The following is a 17,935-nucleotide window of genomic DNA, read 5'->3' as shown; positions in this document are numbered from 1 at the left end:
CCCGTCGATCATGGAGTTGTGGTGGGTGCGAAAGCCGTATTCCGCCTGACGTCGGGCACCACAACTCCATGATCGACGGGGTCGGGGGTGGCGTGGGGGTGGGGTGGCGGGTTTGTGCCATGGCTCAAACGCGCCGCGGTTCGGTGGGGGACGAGAAGTGGGCGTGGCATCGATGCTGTGCTGCGTACCACTTCTCGACACAAAGAGGTCATCTTGGCTCTGTCTCGCCGGCGTCGCCGATCCGGGCTGATCGCCCTCGGCACCGCCCTCACCCTGGCGGCCGGGTTCACCCCACCCGCCGCGGGGGCGTCCGCCGCCCCGCCCACCAGCCCCGAACGTCCGCTCGGGACTCCTCCCGCCGCAGCCGGACGCGCGTCGACCGTCACCCTGATCACCGGTGACACGGTCACCGTCACCACCGGCGCGGACGGCAGCACCGTCTCGACCGTGCGCCGGCCGGACGGCAGCACGCCGAGCTTCCACCGCACCGTGCTCGACGGCGACACCTACGTCTACCCGGACACGGCGCTGTCGTACGTCACGAGCGGTGTGCTGGACCGGCAGCTGTTCAACGTCACCGAGCTCATCGCCGACGGGTACGACGACGCGCACACCGACCAGTTGCCGCTGATCGTCACCATGACCGACGCGGCGGCCCGGGCCCGCACCCGCCCCACAGTGGATGGTGCCACGGTGGTCCGACCGCTGGACAGCGTGCAGGGCGCGGCGCTGACCCGCCAGCGTTCCACCGCCGGCCGGTTCTGGGCCGCGCTGACGGCCGGCTCCGCCCGCCGCACCGGCGACGCCCCCGTCCTGGCCAACGGCATCGCCAAGGTGTGGCTGGACGGTCGGGTGCACGCCGACCTGGCCGAGTCCACCGCGCAGATCGGCGCGCCGAAGCTGTGGGCCGAGGGCAACACCGCGGCCGGTGTCGACGTCGCGGTGCTCGACTCGGGTGCGGACGCCGAGCACCCGGACCTCGCCGGCCAGATCGCCGAGTCGAGCAGCTTCGTGCCGTCGGAGCCCGACATCCTCGACTACAAGGGCCACGGCACCCACGTCGCCTCGACGATCGCCGGCACCGGCGCGGCCTCCGGCGGCGCCGAGAAGGGCGTCGCGCCCGGCGCCCGGCTGCACATCGGCAAGGTCCTCAACAGCGAGGGCAGCGGCCAGGACTCCTGGATCATCGCCGGCATGGAGTGGGCGGCCCGGGAGCAGAAGGCCCGGGTCGTCAGCATGAGCCTGGGCGGTGAGGCCACCGACGGCAGCGACCCGATGAGCCAGGCGGTCGACCGCCTCAGCGCCGAGACCGGCGCCCTCTTCGTGATCGCCGCTGGCAACAGCGGCCCGGCCACCATCGGCAGCCCGGGGGCGGCGAACTCCGCGCTCACCGTGGGCGCCGTCGACAGCACCGACCACCTGGCCGACTTCTCCAGCCAGGGCCCGCGTGCCGGCGACGGCGGGCTCAAGCCCGAGATCACCGCACCCGGTGTGGACATCCTGGCGGCCCGCTCCCACCTGGTGCGCGGCGGCTCGGGGGATTACACGCTGATGAGCGGCACGTCGATGGCCACTCCGCACGTGGCCGGCACGGCCGCGTTGGTCGCCGCCGCGCACCCCGACTGGACGGGTCAGCGGATCAAGGAGGCGCTGGTCAGCACGGTCACGGCCACCCCCGGGTACACCCCGTACCAGGCCGGTGCCGGCCGGGTGGACGCGGTCGCCGCCACGCACGCCACCGTCTTCGCCACCCCGAGCGCCTACTCCGGCTTCCAGGGCTGGCCGCAGCAGCCGGGATCGACAGTCGACCGGACGGTCACCTACACCAACGTCGGTGGCGCGCCGGTCACCCTGACGTTGGCCGTCGACGCGGCCACCGCACCGGCCGGCCTCTTCGCCCTCTCCGCCGACAGGGTCACCGTGCCCGCCGGCGGCACCGCCACCGTGACGGTGACCGCCGCGTACGACAAGCTGCCGGTGGAGAAGCAGGTCAGTGGCATGATCGTCGCCACCGACGAGACCGGGACGGTCCGTGGCCGCACCCTGATCGGGGCGGGCAAGGAGGGCCAGCGGCAGGACCTGACGCTCGTCGCGAAGGACCGCGACGGTAAGCCACTCGCCGGCAAGGTCATCCTCACCACCGACGGTCTGTTCACCGCCGTGGACCTGCCCGAGAGCGGCACCGCGACCCTGCGGCTGCCGGTGGCCACCTGGTCCGGCTGGATCTCCGCCGACGTGCGCGGCGTGCACGGGCCGCGTTCCAAGGGCATGGCGATGCTCAGCTTCACCGACGTCACACTGGACCGCGACCGCACCGTCACCCTCGACGCCCGGGCCGCCCGGCAGGTGCGGGCCGTCGTGCCGCAGGAGGCCACCGCAACGTCGCTGCGGATGGACATCCACCGGTCCTCCGGGGCCAGCCTCACCGAGAGCCAGGTGCTGCCCGACGACTCGTACGACAGCATGTGGGCGTTGCCGACGGGCCGTAAGGTCACCGACGGCGAGTTCGAGTTCGGTGCCCGGTGGCGGTTGGAACAGCCGGCGTTGACCGTCTCGGCCGGCGGCCGCCCGTACGACGACCTGCTGGTGAAGCGGTCGACCCCGGCGCTGCCGGCCGGTCGTCACCAGCTGGACGCGGTCTACGTCGCCGACGCGTCGGCGGCCGGGCTGGCGAAGCGGCCGGTCCGGGACCGGGCCGTGGTGGTCCGGCGCAGCGACACCGTGGACATCGCCACCCAGGCGCAGGCCGCCGCCGCGGCCGGAGCCAAGCTGCTGCTGGTCGTCAACGACGGTGTCGGGCGGCTCCAGCCGTGGGACGAGTTCGCGTGGAGCCCGGAGAGCCCCGCCCCGGTGACCGTCGCCACGGTGGGCGCCGACGAGGGCGACCAGCTCATCGCCTCGGTGAAGCGCGGCGCGGTACGGCTGACCGTCGAGTCGCACCCGGAGACCAGCTACCTGTACGACGTGGCGCACCACTGGACCGGCGCGGTGCCGGGCGACGTCACCTACCGGCCGACGAAGCGGGACCTGGCCCGGGTGGACGTGGAGTTCCGCAACTACCGGCAGGGCAAGGCGTTGGAGTTCCGCACCGACATCTGGCGGGGCTGGGCGTCGAGCAACCAGGAGACCGCCCCGGCGCAGGGCCGGCGCACCGACTGGGTGAGCGCCGACCAGCGGTGGGTCGACGACGCGTACATCGCCGGTGAGACCGGTCAGCACCTGATGGGGGTGACCGCGTACCCGGCCGGCAAGCCGAGCGCTGTCACCTGGTTCGGCCCGATCCAGCGCCCCCGGATGGGTGGCAGTTACACGCCCGTCCGGTACCTGGACACCGTCTACCTGCCGGCTCCCGGCTGGGGCGACGGTGGTGGCCACATCGGTGACGCGTACGCCAACTTCGACATGGTCAACCGGACCACCCTCTACCAGGGGGACAAGGAGCTGAGGTGGGGCAACGCCGAGTACCTCCAGGTCCCCGGTCTGGCTGAGCAGCGACTGCCGTACCGGTTGGTGGTGGAGAACGACCGGGCCGCCTGGACCAACCCGTACTCCCGGAAGACCCGCACCGAGTGGGGCTTCAGCTCGGCGGTCACCGGGGAGGAGTCGGCGGAGGTGCTGCCGATGATCCAGCTGGACTACCAGGTGGACATCGACCGGGACGGTAAGGCGTCGCGGCGCGCGCCGCTCACCGTTGTCGCGTCGCACCTGCCCGAGGTCTCCGGCGCGGTCGGCGCGGTCACCGTCGAGGTGTCCTACGACGACGGTGCGACCTGGCAGAGGCCACGGTTGACCCGGCACGGCGACGGGTGGCGTCTGGCCCTGGCCGCGCCGGCGAAGGCCAGCTTCGTCAGCCTGCGGACCACCGCGCGCGACGCCGCCGGCAACACCGTCGACCAGAGCATCACCCGGGCGTTCGGCCTGCGCTGACGCCACGGTCACCGGCCGCCGGTCGGACTGCCTCGCGCAGCCCGACCGGCGGCCGGCCCGTTTCAGCCCGCCGGTCGTTCCAGGAAGAGCAGGCGGGCGCGCTTCTCCGGCAGGTCGATCAGGGGTCCGGGCCGGAAGCCGGTACGCAGGAACCGGTTGATGGCCCGCTCATTGCGGGCGTCCGGCTCGATCACGATCCGCCGCCGGCCCGGGTCGCTGAGGACGAAGTCGAGGATCGCGCCGAACACCGCGCCGGTGAATCCGCGTTCGACAGTTGTCGGGGGCCCGATGAGCAGGTGGACCCCGACGTCGCCGGGGCGTACGTCGTAGCACTGGCCGAGCGGGTCCGCCTCCGGCTGGTAGGTCTGCGCCAACGCGGCCGGCACCCCGTCGCGGTGCACCAGGTACGCGTGGTGCGTGACCAGCGAGTCCAGGTACGCGTAGATCTCGTGCACCCGTTCGCGGCTCGCCTTCCGCATCCCCCAGAAGCGGGCCCGGTCCTGGGTGACCCAGGCGTGCAGCAGGTCGAGGTCCTCGTCCGGCCGCACCGGGCGGATGGTGACAGTCCCGAATCCGTCGACCTCGCTGTGGTGGTGGTGTCGATCAGTGCTCATCCGGCTCCTCGACGAGTCGGTCCCAGTCGGTGACGATCGGCAGCAGTTCGCCCGACAACCACGCGGGATTCTGGTCGGCGTGGTGCGTGTCGCCGGGCACCCCGCACGCGCCCAGCGGCACCACCCAGCGGCTGTCGTCGCGCCGCGCCAGATCCCAGACGAAACGCGCCGCGGGCCCCCGGAAACACCAGTGGGTGACCCCGGGGACGCTGGACGTGGACAGCACAGAGTCGTGGTCGCCGTCGAGACGGGGGCCGGGGCCGGCGTCCGGGTCGGGCAGCGCCCGCCAGGCCGCCAACCGGTGCAGGTCCCCCCAGCGCGCCGGCCCGGCCGTCGCCTCGGCGACCTCCTCGGCTGCCGCGCGTACCACCGCCGCCGGGTCCACGCCGGGCAGCGCACGTCCGCCGAGCAGGTGCTCCAGCGCGTAACCGACGCGCGGCGTCACCGCCAACCAGGGCGCGAACACCTCGGGGTACGCCGGCGGCTCGGCCAGCGCGGCCAGCGCCGGGTGCGCGGCGATCCGCCGTACGACAGCCGCCCGCAGTGTGGCGAAGGCCGCCGCGTCGGCGCTGTCGGCGGTCATCCGTCGGTCCCAGCGCAGCAGCCGGTCGCGCAGCGCGGCGGCCTCCGGGCTGAGGCCGTCGGACTCGGCCAGCACCGTCAGCAGCGGCCCGGCCGAACCCAGGTACGTGTCGGTGTGCACGGTGGCCATCTCGTCGGCCGTCCAGCCCTGCCCGGCGTCGAGCAGTTCGGCGATGCGGCGCGCCCGGTGGGGCGCGGCGAACTCCACCCCCAACGGCGTCGCCAGGCCACGCTCGTTGGCCATCACCGCCCGACCGGCCACCTCGGCGCGGGGCATCGGCGCATACCACCCCTGCCAGCTGTACGCGTCGTCCCACGCGGGGACGATCCGCCGGCCGTTGTCCGGGTGCCGTACCGGAACCACCCCGGCGACCCGGTGCAGCAGCCCGCCGACGGTGTCCGCCGCCTGCACCACGTTGACCGGCTCCACCCAGTGCCGCAGCGCGTGGTCCACATCGGTCACGGTGCGGGCGCGCAGCAGCTCCGGCAGCGCCGCGAAACCCAGCTCGGCGCGGACCCGGGGCGGGTAGCGCAGGCTGATCGCCGTCTCGTCGCCGGACCCGCCGACGAGCACCGGACCCCTGTCGGTCTCCAGCACCTCGACCTCGACCGGGTCCGCCCCGGCCACCTCGATCGTCTCGACGTGGCAGTGCACGGACTGCCAGCCGTCCGGGCCGAGGGCCTGCACCTGCCCGTCCTGCCGGCGCAGCCGCTCGGCGTACAGGTCCTGGTAGTCGGCCATCGCGTTGGTGATCGCCCAGGCCACCGCGCCGGTGTGTCCGAAGTGCGCGATGCCCGGGACGCCGGGTACCGCCAGCCCGATGGCGTCGTACTCCGGGCAGGCCAGCCGGATCTGCTGGTAGACGCCCGGGTCCTCGATGAACCGGTGCGGGTCGCCGGCGAGTAGCGCGCCCCCGGTGCCGGTGCGGTCGGCGGCGAGCAGCCACCCGTTGCTGCCGGCGACGGCCGGTCCGTCGGTGGCGAACGCCTCGACCAGGCCCGGGCCGAGCCGCTGCGCCACGTGTTCCCGCCAGAGCTTGCTCGGGAACCCGGCGAACAGGATGTGATGGCCCAGCCAGACCGCGAGGGGGGTCCACGGTTCCCACCGGCCGGGGCGCAGCCCGGTGGCGGCGAACTCCGGCGCGCGGGCCGCCCCGGCGGCCAGGCCGTCGTTGACCCCGTCGACGTACGCGCCCACCCACTCGGCGGTCGCCCGGTCGAGCGCGGCGTGGCAGCGACGTGCGGTGTCGTCGAGTCGTACCCGTCGGGCGAACCGGTCCCAGTCGAGCGCGTCGACGCCGAGGAACGCCGCGCTGGTGCCCCGGGACCGGTGCCGTTCCACCTCGATCTGCCACGCCCGGTCGTACGCTGTCACCCGCCCCTGGGCCGCGGCCAGCGCCAGTGGGTCGTCGGCACGCAGGTGCGGAACGCCCCAGGGGTCGCGGAACCGCCTGGCGTTCACGCGGGCTCGACGGCGCGACGGCGGGCGGCGGGAACGACCAGCGGGGTGCCGGTCTCCGGGTCGTCGATGACCCGGCAGGGCAGCCCGAACACCTCGGCCACCAGGTCGGCGGTGACCACCGACGCCGGTTCTCCGGCGGCCACCACGTGACCGTCGCGCATGGCGATCAGGTGGGTGGCGTAGCGGGCCGCGTGGTTCAGGTCGTGCAGGACCGCGACCAGGGTGCGTCCCTGCTCCTCGTGCAGTCGGGCGCACAGGTCCAGGATCTCGATCTGGTGGGCGATGTCGAGGAACGTGGTGGGCTCGTCGAGCAGCAGCAACGGGGTCTGCTGGGCCAGCGCCATGGCGATCCACACCCGCTGCCGTTGCCCACCGGAGAGTTCGTCCACCGAACGGTCGGCGAGGTCGTCGACGCCGGTCGCGGCCATCGACTCCTCGACCACCCGCTCGTCCTCGCGCGACCACTGCCGCAGCAGCCCCTGGTGGGGGTAGCGACCCCGGGCGACCAACTCGGCGACGCTGATGCCGTCCGGCGCGATCGACGACTGGGGGAGCAGACCGAGTGTGCGGGCGACGGCGCGGGCCGACTGGTCGTGGATGTCGCGCCCGTCCAGCAGCACGGTGCCGACGCTCGGGCGCAGCATCCGGGACAGCGCGCGGAGCAGTGTCGACTTGCCGCACGCGTTCGGGCCGATGATCACCGTGAACGAGTTGTCCGGCACCGCGACGGTCAGGTTCTCCGCGATGGTGCGCTGGTCGTAGGCGAGGGTCAGCGCGGTGCCGCCGAGCCGGGAGGTGCCGGGGTGCATGGGTGCTCCTTCGAGGGCGTCGCGGGTGTTCAAAGCCGACCCGCCCGGCGTTCCAGCGCGAGCAGCCAGACGAGATAGCCGCCGCCGATCACTCCGGTCACCACACCGACCGGAAGCTGGTGCCCGGGGAACGCGCGTTGGGCCAGCAGGTCCGCGCCGACCAGCAGCGCCGCTCCGACGGCCATCGACGGCAGCAGGTTCGGGCCGGGCGCCCGGGTCAGCCGTTTCGTCACGTGCGGGGCGACCAGCGCCACGAAGGACACCGGCCCGGCGGCGGCCGCCGCGAACGAGACCAGCAGCACCGCCGCCGTGAGCAGCACCAGGCGCAGCCGGCGCACCGGCACACCAAGGGCGCCGGCCGTGTCGTCACCCAACTCCATCATCCGCAGCGCCGGACCGCAGACGACCAGGACCACCGGCGTCACCACGACCAGGACGGCGAGCAGCGGCCCGGCGTTGGCCCAGCCCCGCCCGTCCAGGCTGCCGGTGAGCCAGAGCACCGCGCGGGCGGCGTCCATCAGGGGAGCCCGGGTCAGCAGGTAGCCGTTGACTCCGGTGAGGATGGCGGCGATGCCGATGCCGACCAGGATGAGCCGGTACCCGTGTACGCCGCGTCGCCAGGCGAGGGCGTAGATCACCAGGCCGGTGGCGAGCCCACCGGCGACCGCCGCGCCCGCGAGGGCCAGGCTGCTGCCGCCGAGGACGACCACCACCAGCGCGCCGGCCGACGCGCCCTGGGTGAAGCCGAGGATGTCCGGGCTGCCCAGCGGGTTGCGGACCAGCGACTGGAAGACCGTGCCGGCCAGCGACAGCGCCGCGCCGACCAGCAGGGCGGTGACCAGGCGGGGCAGTCGCAGCTCGTGCACGATGAACCGCTCCGCGGGTGTGCCGCCGCCGACGAGCGTGCGCAGCACGTCGGCCGGGCCCATCGGATAGTCACCGCTGCCCAGGGCGACCAGGCCGAGACCGACCGCGAGCAGCGCCGCCACGACGCCGACGGCCAGCGCGCGGGGGCGGTACCGCAGCGACAACCCACCGGGGGTACGGAGCACGGCCGCGGTGCTGAGCCTGCCGGTCCGTCCGCTCACGGGTGGGCCACCTTCGCGCGGGTGACCAGCCACAGGAACAGCGGCCCGCCCAGCACGGCGGTCACCATGCCGACCTGGAGTTCTCCCGGTCGACCGAGCACCCGGCCGAGCACGTCGGCGCCGAGCAGCAGGGCGGGCGCCAGCACCGCGCAGTACGGCAGCAGCCACCGCAGGTCCGGGCCGGTCAGGGCGCGGACCAGGTGCGGCACCAGCAGCCCGACGAAGACGATCGGGCCGCAGGCGGCGGTCGCCGCGCCGCACAGCAGCGTGACTGCCACGATCACGGCGGCGCGGATCAGCACGGGTCGGGCGCCCAGGGCACGCGCCGCGTCGTCGCCGAGGGCGAGCGCGTTGAGCGGGCGGGCGGCACCGAGCGCGACCAGCAGGCCGATGAGGATGAACGGCAGCACCCGCTGCACCGTCGCGGTGTCCGCGCTGGCCAGCGAGCCGACCGTCCAGAACCGCAGCCGGTCCAGCGAGGCGGTGTCCAGCAGCATCACCGCGCTCACGTAGGAGTAGAGGGTCGCGTTGAGCGCCGCGCCGGCCAGCGCGAGGCGGGCCGGGGTGGCCCCACGTCCACCGCCGACGGCGTAGACGAGGGCGGTCACGACCGCCGCGCCGGCCAGCGCGAACCAGACGTACCCGCCGATGGCGGTGACGCCCAGGAAGGCGGCGGCGGTGGCGACCGCCGCGGACGCCCCGGCGTTGATGCCGAGCAGGCCGGGGTCGGCGAGGGGGTTGCGGGTGAGGGCCTGCATGACCGCGCCGGCCACGCCGAGCGCGGCGCCGGCGAGGAGCCCGAGGAGGGTACGCGGCAGGCGCATCCGGTGCACCACCGCGTACTCGGCGGCGTCGCGGTGCAGCAGGCCGGACCAGACGTCCGTGAGCGGCATGGCTTTCGCCCCGACCGCGATGCTGAGCAGCACGATCACTCCGAGCAGTGTCACGGCGGCGATCAGGCCGGCGGCGCGGACCGCGTGGCGGCCACGTCGCGCCGGGATGACGGCCGAACCCCGGTCCGGCACGCGTGGTGCCTGCCTGGTGACGGTGGGTGTGGCATCCAGTGTGGGCTCCGGGGTGGTGGCGGTGCGACGAACCGCTGTTGACAATGACCGAGGTTAGGCTAACCTAACCCCGCTGCCCTGGTCGAGTCCGGCCAAACCCTTGATCGAAAGACAACACCATGCCCGATGCCCTGTCCGCACATCGTCTCTCCCGCCGTGGCTTCCTGGCCGCCGGTGGTGCCGCCACGTTGGCCACCCTGCTCGCCGCCTGCGGCACCGACGACACCGCGAAGCCCGCCGCCGGCAACGGAAGTGGCCCCTGGTCGTTCACCGACGACCGGGCCACGAAGGTCGAGGCGAAGGCCCGGCCGACGCGCGTGGTGGCCTTCACCGGGGTGGCGGCAGCACTGATCGATTTCGGTCTCGACAAGCAGCTCGTGGGCGTGTTCGGTGAGACCAGGCGCGCGGACGGCAGCGCCGACCCGCAGGCCGGTGACCTCAACATCGAGGCCGTCGAGATCCTCGGCAACGTGTGGGGCGAGTTCAGCCTGGAGAAGTACGCGGCGCTGCGTCCCGAGCTGCTGGTCACCCACATGTACGACCCGGACGCGCTCTGGTATGTGCCGGACGAGAGCAAGGCGAAGATCCTCCCGTTGGCGCCGAGCGTAGCGATCACCACCGCCCGGGTGCCGATGACCAAACCGATCGAGCGCTACGCCGCGCTGGCCGAGTCGCTCGGCGCGGACCTGTCCGCCAAGAAGGTCACCGACGCGAAGGCCCGCTTCGACGCCGCCGCCGAGTCGGTCCGGCAGGCGGTCAAGGCCAACCCCGGCATCAAGGTGATGGCCTGCTCCGGCAGCCCCGACCTCTTCTACGTCTCCAACCCGAAGGTCAGCACCGACCTGATGTACTTCGCCGAACTGGGCGTCGACATCGTGGTCCCCACCAAGCTCGAAGCGGGCGACTACTTCGAGGCGCTGAGCTGGGAGAACACGGCCAAGTTCCCGGCCGACCTGATCCTGCTGGACAACCGCAGCACCGCCCTTCAGCCCAAGGACCTCGCCGCCAAGCCGACCTGGCAGCAACTGCCGGCGGTCAAGGCCAACCAGGTGACCCCGTGGGACGCGGTGCCCCGCTTCTCGTACGCCGGCTCCGCGCCGTTGCTGGAGAACCTCGCCACCGCCATCCGGAACGCGAAAAAGGTCAGCTGAACCACCCATCGCCCCCGGGCGCACCGCCGCGCCCGGGGTCGGTCCTCGCTGCCCTCGTCGAGAACGTGGAAGGACATCCCGTGACCGTGCCGACGTACCCCGTCGAGACCACCGCGCCGTCACCGGCGCCCGCCGTCGCGCGGGCCCACCTGCTGCACGACGGTTCGGTCGAGCAGTACCGGCGGACCATCGCCGACGGCGTCGACCGGGTCGCCCGCCGGGTCGCCACCGTCGACCGTCCCGTCACCGGGATCACCCCGGCCGAGCTGGCCCCAGTGGTCGACCGGGTGGACCTGGACCGGCCGTTGGGCGATGCCGGCGCCGCGCTGGACGAGTTGGAGGACGTCTACCTGCGCGACGCCGTGTGGTTCCACCACCCCCGCTACCTCGCCCACCTCAACTGCCCGGTGGCCATCCCGGCGCTGCTCGGCGAGGCGGTGCTCACCGCCGTGAACTCCTCACTGGACACCTGGGACCAGAGCGCGGGGGCGACCCTCATCGAGCGGCGGCTGATCGACTGGACCGCCGCGCGGATCGGCCTCGGCCCCAGCGCCGACGGTGTCTTCACCAGCGGCGGCAGCCAGTCCAACCTCCAGGCGCTGCTGCTGGCCCGCGAGGAGGCGTGCGCCGACGCGATCGGCCCGGCGGCCCGTGCCGAGCTGCTGCCCCGGCTGCGGGTGCTCACCTCCGCCGCCGGTCACTTCAGCGTGCAGAAGTCGGCCAAGCTGCTGGGGCTCTCCCCGGACGCGGTGATCGTGGTCCCCACCGACAGCCGTCGCCGGATCCGCTCGACAGCGGTGAGCGCGGAGATCGCACGGTGCCGGGAGGCCGGGCTCGTGGTGATGGCCGTCGTCGCCACCGCCGGCACCACCGACTTCGGCTCCATCGACCCGTTGACGGAACTCGCCGCGATCTGCTCGGCGACCGGGGTGTGGCTGCACGTGGACGCCGCGTACGGCTGCGGTCTGCTCGTCTCGCCGACGCGCCGGCACCTGCTCGACGGCATCGAGCGGGCCGACTCGGTCACCGTCGACTTCCACAAGTCGTTCTTCCAGCCGGTCAGCTCCAGCGCGCTGCTCGTCCGCGACCGGCGGGCCCTGCGGCACGCCACGTACCACGCCGACTACCTCAACCCGGCCCGGATGGTCGAGCAGCGCATCCCCAACCAGGTCGACAAGAGCCTGCAGACGACCCGCCGCTTCGACGCTTTGAAGCTCTGGCTGACGCTGCGGGTCATGGGCCCGGACGCGCTCGGCGCGCTCTTCGACGAGGTGGTCGACCGGGCCGCCGACGCCTGGCAGCTGGTCAGCGAGGACCCCCGGTTCGAGGTGGTCACCCGCTCGGAGCTGAGCACGGTGGTCTTCCGTTACCTGCCCACCGGCCCCGGCCGGGAGCTGGCCGACGCGGCGAACCTGCACGCCCGTGAGGCCCTCGCGGCGTCCGGCCTCGCCGTGGTCGCCGGGACCCGGGTGGACGGGCACCACTTCCTGAAGTTCACACTGCTCAACCCGGCGACCACCGTCGACGACGTCGACCACGTGCTCGAACTGATCGCCCACCACGCCGGCCGGTACGTGCGCGAGCACACCCCCGCCGACCAGACCTGCACCGTCGGCTGACGCCGACCAGACCTGCACCGTCGGCTGACGCCGACTCGACCTGCAACGTCGGCTGACGCCGACTGCACCTGGAGATTCGCATGTCCACCCACGACTTCGTCGCCATCGGGCTCGGCCCGTACAACCTGGGCCTGGCCTGCCTCACCGCGCCGATCGACGACCTGGACGGGGTGTTCCTGGAGGCCCGTCCCAGCCTGGCCTGGCACCCCGGCATGCTGCTGGAGTCGGCCCGGTTGCAGACCCCGTTCATCGCCGACCTGGTCAGCCTCGCCGACCCGACGTCGCCGTACTCCTTCCTCAACTACCTCAAGGAGATCGGCCGGCTCTACCCGTTCTACATCCGGGAGAGCTTCTACCCGTTGCGCAGCGAGTACGACGCGTACTGCCGGTGGGCGGCGGCGAAGCTGCCGAACCTGCGCTTCGATCAGACCGTGACCACTGTGGAGTTCGACTCCACCGACGAGCGGTACGTGGTGCGGGCCAGCACCGGCGCGGGGGAGACCGTGGAGTACCGGGCCCGGCACCTGGTGCTCGGCACCGGCACCCCGCCCTACCTGCCCGACGCCGTGGCAGCGCTGCCCGGGGACGCCGTGCACAACTCCCGCTACCTGGAGCACCGGGCGGCGTTGCGCACCAAGCGCAGCATCACCGTGGTGGGCAGTGGGCAGAGCGCCGCGGAGATCTACCACGACCTGCTCGGCGACATCGACCGGTACGGCTACCAGCTCAACTGGGTGACCCGTTCACCGCGGTTCTTCCCGCTCGAATACACGAAGCTGACGTTGGAGATGACTTCGCCGGACTACGTGGACTACTTCCACGCGCTGCCCGAGGCGACCCGCTACCGGTTGGAGACCGAGCAGAAGGGGCTGTTCAAGGGGATCAACTCGGACCTCATCAACGACATCTTCGACCTGCTGTACGCGCACAGCGTCGACGGACCGGTGAACACCCGCCTGCTCACCAACACCGAGCTGGTCGGCGCCGACCATGAGGACGGGACGTACACCCTCAGGTTGCGTCAGGTGGAGCAGGAGCGCGACGTCACGCTTCGGACCGAAGGGCTCGTCTTCGCCACCGGCTACCACTACCGGGTGCCGGAGTTCCTCGACCCGGTGCGCGAGCGGATCCGCTGGGACGCGCACGGCCGCTTCGACGTGGCCCGCAACTACAGCATCGACCACAGCGGGCGGGGCATCTTCCTGCAGAACGCGGGCACCCACACGCACAGCATCACGTCGCCGGACCTGGGCATGGGCCCCTACCGCAACTCCTGGATCATCCGGGAGCTGCTCGGCCGGGAGCACTACCCGATCGAGAAGAGCGTCACGTTCCAGGAGTTCGGGGTGCCGTCGTGACAGTCGTCTTCGCGCGCGTCGACGAAGGGCTCGGCGAGTTCGCACTGCGTACGCTCGATCCGGACGCCGACGCCGCGCTGCTGCACCAGTGGGTGACCCACCCGAAGGCGGCGTTCTGGCTGATGCAGGACGCCGATGAGGCCCGGGTGGCCGAGGAGTACCAGCGGATCGCCGCGCACCCGCACCACGACGCGTACCTCGGGCTCTGGCGGGGGATTCCCGCCTTCCTCGCCGAGCGCTACGACCCGGCCCACGTCGAGCTGGTCGGCCTCTACGACCACCGGCCCGGCGACGTGGGCATGCACTTCCTCTGCGCCCCGGTCGGCACGCCGGTGCACGGCTTCACCCGGGCGGTGCTGACCACCGTCATGGCGTGGCTCTTCGCCGACCCGACGGCCCGGCGGGTGGTGGTCGAACCGGACGTCCGCAACACCGCCGTACACGCGTTGAACGCGGCCGTCGGCTTCGAGGTCGTCGGGCCGGTCGCCAAGCCGGAGAAGGACGCCCTGCTCAGCGTCTGCACCCGCGCCCAGTTCGAGGCCGCCACCGACAGTCCCGCCACCGACCGCGCTGCCGCCACCGACGGCGCCACCACCCGAACCGAAGGAGCCCCGGCGTGACCGCCACCGCCGTCCCCACCCCGACGTCCGCCACCACCGGGCACGCCGCCGGCAGTCCGGTCGGCCACCTCTCCCCGGAGCGCTGGGCCCGGGCCAACCGGCTGCTGGTCCGCAAGGCGCTCGCCGAGTTCACCCACGAACGCCTGCTCACCCCGCAGCCCGTGCCGGGCACCGACGACCGCCAGTGGTACGAGGTCAGCAGCGACGACGGCAGCGTCACCTACCGGTTCGCCGCCCGGGTGCTCGCCCTGGAGCACTGGCAGATCGACGCGGACAGCATCACCCGGCACCGTGACGGCACGTCGACGCCACCCGACGCGGTGGACCTCGTCGTCGAGCTGCGCGACACCCTCGGGCTCTCCGCGCCTGTGCTCCCGGTCTACCTGGAGGAGATCACCTCGACGCTGGCGGGCACCGCGTACAAGCTGGCCCAGGCCGCGCCGAGCGCCGCCGAGCTGGCGGAGGCCGACTTCCAGACCATCGAGACGTCGATGACCGAGGGCCACCCGTGTTTCGTGGCCAACAACGGCCGGCTCGGCTTCGGCGTCGACGAGTACCACAGCTACGCCCCGGAGGCCGCCGCACCGATCCGGCTGGAGTGGTTGGCCGCGCACCGGGACCACTCGACGTTCAGCAGCGCCGCCGACCTCGACTACGACAGGCTCATCGAGGGTGAGCTGGACGGGGAGACCCGGGCCCGGTTCGCCGCCACAATGATCGATCTCGGGCTGGATCTGGCCGACTACCACCTGATCCCCGCCCACCCGTGGCAGTGGTGGAACAAGCTGGCGGTCACCTTCGCGGGGGAGTTGGCCGAGCGCCGGCTGGTGCACCTCGGCCCCGGACCGGACGTGTACCTGGCCCAGCAGTCCATCCGTACGTTCTTCAACGTCAGCGAGCCGAGCCGGCACTACGTGAAGACCGCGCTGTCGGTGCTGAACATGGGCTTCATGCGGGGGTTGTCGGCCGCGTACATGGCGGCGACCCCGGCGATCAACGACTGGCTGGCCGACCTGATCGCGGGCGACGAGGTGCTGACCGGCACCGGCCTGACCGTGATCCGGGAGCGGGCCGCGGTGGGTTACCGGCACCGGCAGTACGAGGCGGCGACCGACCGCACCTCCCCGTACCGCAAGATGTTGGCCGCCCTGTGGCGGGAGAGCCCGGTGCCCGACCTGGTGCCGGGGCGTCGACTGTCCACCATGGCCGCGCTGCTGCACGTGGACAGCGAGGGCGGGTCGTTGGCGGCGGCGCTGATCGCCCGGTCCGGGTTGACGCCAGAGGTGTGGTTGCGCCGTTACCTGGACGCCTACCTCACCCCGCTGCTGCACAGCTTCTACGCCCACGACTTGGCGTTCATGCCGCACGGCGAGAACGTCATCCTCGTCCTCGACGAGCAGGACACCGTGGAGCGGGTGATCTTCAAGGACATCGCCGAGGAGATCGCGGTGATGAGCACGGCCGTCGAGTTGCCCGAGGCGGTCGAGCGGATCCGGGTCGAGGTGCCCGACGACACCAAGCTGCTGACCATCTTCACCGACGTGGTGGACTGCTTCCTGCGCCACCTCAACGCGGTCCTGGTCGAGGCCGGCGTGATCGGCGAGGACGACCTCTGGCGTACGGTCGCGGCCTGCGCCGCCGACTACTTCGACCGGGTGCCGCACCTGGCCGAGCGGGTCCGCCACTACGACCTGTTCGCACCGGAGTTCACGCTCTCCTGCCTCAACCGGCTCCAACTGCGGAACAACCAGCAGATGATCGACCTGGCCGACCCGTCGGCGGCTCTGCAGTTCGTCGGCACCCTCACCAACCCCCTCGCCGCCCACGCCCCGGCCCGGTGACCGTGCTGGGGTCTGGTCACGGCGGGTGCGAACGAGTGCAATGGGGCCCATGGGATTGCTGAGTACCGTGAGCCTGTTCGCCGCCACAGTGACCACCGGCCTGACCGCCGGGCTGTTCGCCGCCTTCGCGTACGCGGTCATGCCAGGGCTGGGCCGTGCCGACGACCGGACGTTGGTGCTCGCCATGCAACGGATCAACGAGTCGATCCTGAACGGCTGGTTCGCGGTCTGCTTCGGTGGCGCGCTGCTGTTCACGCTGCTGGCGGCGGCGCTGCACCTGGGCACCGACCGCCGGGCCGCGCTGCCGTGGATCGTCGCCGGGCTGCTGGCCTACCTGGTGGTGCTCGGCGTCACCGCGGTGGTCAACGTGCCGCTCAACAACGTGCTGGCCCGCGCCGGTGACGTCGATGAGGTCACCGACCTCGCGGCAGTGCGGGAACGCTTCGAGACCACCTGGGTACGTGGCAACGTGGTCCGGGCCGTCGCGTCGACCGGCGCGTTCGGGCTGCTGGCCTGGGCCCTGATGGTGGCAGGGCGGCACTCCGGCTGAGTCGTCTCCGGCTCAGTCGCTCGTCTCCGCCGCACCGGCCTGCCGGAACGCCCGGGCCAACCGGGCCAGGTCGTGACCCTCGAAGTGCTGGAGGAACCGGCGGCGTACGGCGGCCAGGTGGCTGGGCCAGGACTCTTCCAGGCGGGCGAAGCCCGCGTCGGTGAGGACGGCGTTCCAGCCCCGGGCGTCCTCCTCGCAGCGTTCCCGCTTGACGAGGCCCTGGGTCTCCAGCCGGATGATCGTGCGGGTCATGCCGCTGAGCGAGAGGTAGCAGAGCGCGGCGAGTTCGTGCATGCGCAGCCGCCGGTCCGGTGCCTCGGACAGGTTCATCAGGGCGGTGTACTCGGTGAGTGGTAGCTGACGGTCACCGACCATGTCCGCGTCGATCGTGCGGGGCAGTACGTACATCACCTGGCCCAGGGCACGGACCAGAGCCTCTTCATCAGGGGTGAGGGGTTGCGGAGTCTCCGCCGAGGGGTTGGACATCCTCATATCATACTTGTTTGACTGAGCAAATGGTTACCCTCCGTGTGACAACGACCATAGGCCAAGTATTTGCTTGACCAATCAAGCACCGGTTAGCGTTCTCGCCGTCAGGTAAGGACCCTCTGAAAGGCGCCACACATGACCAGGATCGGGATCATCCTCGGAAGCACCCGTCCGGGGCGTAACGGGGAAGCCGTCGCCCGCTGGGTGCTCGAGATCGCCAAGCAGCGCACCGACGCGGAGTACGAGCTGATCGACCTGCTCGACTACCAGCTGCCGCACCTCGACGAGGCGTACCCGCCCTCGATGGGCCAGTACTCGCAGCCGCACACCAAGCGGTGGGCCGAGACGATCGCCTCGTTCGACGGCTTCGTCATCGTCACCCCCGAGTACAACCACTCCACCTCGGGTGCCCTGAAGAACGCCATCGACTTCCTGTACGCCGAGTGGAACAACAAGGCCGTCGGCTTCGTCAGCTACGGCTCGGTCGGCGGCGCGCGCGCCGTGGAGCACCTGCGGCTGATCTCCGGTGAGCTGCAGATGGCCGACGTGCGCTCGCAGGTCGCGCTGTCGCTCTTCACCGACTTCGAGAACTTCAGCACCTTCAAGCCCGGCCCGTTCCAGCAGGACGCGCTGACCACCACGCTCGACCAGGTGGTCGCCTGGAGCGCCGCGCTCGCTCCGCTGCGCAAGGCCTGACCGCCTCTGCGCTTTTCGGAAACGGCCGTGGGGGATCCCCGCGGCCGTTTCCGTGCGCTCCGCGG

The 17,935-nt window shown here is 72.1% G+C and carries 14 protein-coding genes; 8 read left to right on the top strand and 6 right to left on the bottom strand.

Translation table 11 applies throughout. The annotated features are described in order from the left end of the window. The first annotated feature begins 213 nt into the window (after positions 1-213). Positions 214-3,927 (top strand): S8 family serine peptidase, encoded by a 3,714-nt coding sequence (locus O7631_RS24265; protein WP_278146341.1) that lies wholly within the window; start codon positions 214-216, stop codon positions 3,925-3,927. Between the two features lie 62 nt (positions 3,928-3,989). Here the strand turns inward: O7631_RS24265 and O7631_RS24260 are convergent, their stop codons facing one another. Genes O7631_RS24260 through O7631_RS24240 form a run of 5 tightly spaced genes read right to left on the bottom strand, consistent with a single transcriptional unit; the run spans position 3,990 to position 9,507 of the window. Then, positions 3,990-4,541, bottom strand: coding sequence for a GNAT family N-acetyltransferase (locus O7631_RS24260; protein ID WP_278146340.1), 552 nt, complete (start codon positions 4,539-4,541; stop codon positions 3,990-3,992). Then, the gene (locus O7631_RS24255) at positions 4,531-6,585 is read right to left on the bottom strand and encodes a penicillin acylase family protein (RefSeq protein WP_278146339.1); all 2,055 of its coding nucleotides are present in this window, start codon (positions 6,583-6,585) and stop codon (positions 4,531-4,533) included. Before O7631_RS24255 ends, O7631_RS24260 begins: the two co-directional genes overlap by 11 nt. Continuing rightward, a complete protein-coding gene (locus tag O7631_RS24250; RefSeq protein WP_278146338.1) occupies positions 6,582-7,394 on the bottom strand; it encodes an ABC transporter ATP-binding protein in 813 nt (270 codons plus the stop codon). The genes O7631_RS24255 and O7631_RS24250 overlap by 4 nt, the downstream gene beginning before the upstream one ends. Before the next feature lie 29 nt (positions 7,395-7,423). Further along, a complete protein-coding gene (locus O7631_RS24245; RefSeq protein WP_278146337.1) occupies positions 7,424-8,482 on the bottom strand; it encodes an iron chelate uptake ABC transporter family permease subunit in 1,059 nt (352 codons plus the stop codon). After that, on the bottom strand, positions 8,479-9,507 hold the full coding sequence (locus tag O7631_RS24240; RefSeq protein WP_278148015.1) for an iron chelate uptake ABC transporter family permease subunit: 1,029 nt from the start codon (positions 9,505-9,507) through the stop codon (positions 8,479-8,481). The genes O7631_RS24245 and O7631_RS24240 overlap by 4 nt, the downstream gene beginning before the upstream one ends. A 158-nt stretch (positions 9,508-9,665) precedes the next feature. Between O7631_RS24240 and O7631_RS24235 the strand changes: the two genes are divergently transcribed. From O7631_RS24235 to O7631_RS24210, 6 genes are all read left to right on the top strand, one after another. Further along, complete coding sequence (locus O7631_RS24235) at positions 9,666-10,697, top strand: ABC transporter substrate-binding protein (RefSeq protein WP_278146336.1); 1,032 nt, start codon at positions 9,666-9,668, stop codon at positions 10,695-10,697. A gap of 80 nt (positions 10,698-10,777) precedes the next feature. After that, positions 10,778-12,316: an aspartate aminotransferase family protein gene (locus tag O7631_RS24230; protein ID WP_278146335.1), complete on the top strand. Its 1,539-nt coding sequence runs from the start codon at positions 10,778-10,780 to the stop codon at positions 12,314-12,316. Between the two features lie 80 nt (positions 12,317-12,396). Beyond that, entirely contained in the window at positions 12,397-13,674 is a 1,278-nt protein-coding gene (locus O7631_RS24225; protein ID WP_278146334.1) for a SidA/IucD/PvdA family monooxygenase, read from the top strand. Further along, on the top strand, positions 13,671-14,294 hold the full coding sequence (locus O7631_RS24220) for a GNAT family N-acetyltransferase (RefSeq protein ID WP_278146333.1): 624 nt from the start codon (positions 13,671-13,673) through the stop codon (positions 14,292-14,294). The genes O7631_RS24225 and O7631_RS24220 overlap by 4 nt, the downstream gene beginning before the upstream one ends. Positions 14,295-14,395: 101 nt before the next feature. After that, positions 14,396-16,135, top strand: coding sequence for an IucA/IucC family siderophore biosynthesis protein (locus O7631_RS24215; RefSeq protein ID WP_278148014.1), 1,740 nt, complete (start codon positions 14,396-14,398; stop codon positions 16,133-16,135). Positions 16,136-16,184: 49 nt separating this feature from the next. Further along, complete coding sequence (locus tag O7631_RS24210; RefSeq protein WP_278146332.1) at positions 16,185-16,685, top strand: anthrone oxygenase family protein; 501 nt, start codon at positions 16,185-16,187, stop codon at positions 16,683-16,685. Positions 16,686-16,697: 12 nt separating this feature from the next. On the opposite strand, the gene O7631_RS24205 is transcribed toward O7631_RS24210, so the two are convergent. Then, positions 16,698-17,171, bottom strand: coding sequence for a MarR family winged helix-turn-helix transcriptional regulator (locus O7631_RS24205; RefSeq protein WP_278146331.1), 474 nt, complete (start codon positions 17,169-17,171; stop codon positions 16,698-16,700). Between the two features lie 138 nt (positions 17,172-17,309). Between O7631_RS24205 and O7631_RS24200 the strand changes: the two genes are divergently transcribed. Further along, positions 17,310-17,870 carry an NAD(P)H-dependent oxidoreductase gene (locus tag O7631_RS24200; protein WP_278146330.1) on the top strand — a complete coding sequence of 187 codons (561 nt, stop codon included), beginning with the start codon at positions 17,310-17,312 and terminating at the stop codon, positions 17,868-17,870. Positions 17,871-17,935: the final 65 nt, after the last annotated feature.

The sequence above is a fragment of the Micromonospora sp. WMMD967 genome, assembly GCF_029626165.1.
GTDB lineage: Bacteria > Actinomycetota > Actinomycetes > Mycobacteriales > Micromonosporaceae > Micromonospora > Micromonospora taraxaci.
The sequence above is the reverse complement of the archived record's forward strand: the minus strand, read 5'-3'. Positions and strand labels throughout refer to the sequence as shown.